Source organism: Kitasatospora sp. NPDC101155 (assembly GCF_044768305.1).
GTDB lineage: Bacteria > Actinomycetota > Actinomycetes > Streptomycetales > Streptomycetaceae > Kitasatospora.
On the sequence record NZ_JBIWPN010000167.1, the window covers coordinates 1 to 1,102 of the forward strand.

Annotated in this window: 1 protein-coding gene and 1 riboswitch; the gene reads right to left on the minus strand. The window is 70.6% G+C overall.

Going from position 1 to position 1,102, the window contains the following annotated elements:
• Window positions 1–145 precede the first annotated feature (145 nt).
• The gene (locus ACIRYZ_RS46595; RefSeq protein ID WP_402955876.1) at window positions 146–847 is read right to left on the minus strand and encodes a LysM peptidoglycan-binding domain-containing protein; all 702 of its coding nucleotides are present in this window, start codon (window positions 845–847) and stop codon (window positions 146–148) included.
• A gap of 7 nt (window positions 848–854) precedes the next feature.
• Window positions 855–1,010, minus strand: a riboswitch (cyclic di-AMP (ydaO/yuaA leader).
• Window positions 1,011–1,102 lie beyond the last annotated feature (92 nt).

Genomic DNA, 1,102 nt, shown 5'->3' on the forward strand with positions numbered 1-1,102 from the left:
CGCTACGTGAACCGGGCCGGTCAGGTGGCCGCTTGGCACCCGTCAGCCGCCGGACATCCGGCCGACGGGCGGTACTCGCTCGGACCCATCGGTTCGAACAGGCCGATCAGGTCCGATCAGGCCGTACCGATCGGGAGAGGTCCGATCAGTACGCGCTGTGCACCTGCCAGAACGCCCAGGCGGCGTTCGGGCTGCCGTAGACGGTGTTCATGTACTGCAGGGCCCACTTGAGCTGGGTGGCGGGGTTGTTCTGCCAGTCGGAACCGGCCGAGGCCATCTTGTTGCCGGGCAGCGCCTGCGGCAGGCCGTAGGCACCCGAGCTCGGGTTGGTGGCGTGGATGTTCCAGCCGCTCTCGTGGCTGATGATCTGGTCGAACGAGGCCAGCTGGTTCGCCGGGACGATCGAGGCCGCAAGCGCCTGCAGCGCGGCCGGGGTGTTGGCGACCGGGGCGGCCGGGGTGGCGGCCAGCGGGCTGGTGGCGGCCGGCTTGGCCGGAGCCGGGGCGGCCCCGCCCAGGGTCAGGTGCTGGCCCGGGTAGATCTTGCCCGGGCCTTTGGTCAGCACGGACTTGTTGAGGTCGTAGAGCTTCTGCCAGCCGCCCTGCACGTTGTGCGTGGTAGCGATCTTGGTGAGGGAGTCACCGCTCTGGACGGTGTAGACAGCGGGCGCCTGCGGGGCGGCGGCCGGGGCCGAGTGCGCCGGGGCGGGCTTGACGGGGGCGGCGTTCGCGGCGGTGGCGGCGACCACCGGGATGCCGGCGCCGACGCCGACGACCACGGCGGCCGCGACGATGCGCTTGACGGAACCGACAGCGAACAGGCTGGGGCGAGCGTTGACGGGCAGCATGAAGTGCGATTCCTCTCACACGCCTACGAGGTGAGCTGTCGGGTTCGGGCTGGAGTTGCCCGGCCGCGCAGAGACGCGGCTTCACCCCTAGCCCCGCCGGAACCAGTCCGGATGAGGCGACTTACCTGTGGGTCCCCCGCCCCTGCCGCGGTGCTTCATGGATGCACGTGCCCGCCCGATCCGGCGGCAGGATTCGGCGTTCCGGAGAGCGGGGTTCGTTTCGTACGGAGACGAACGAGAAGGACCGTAAACGGC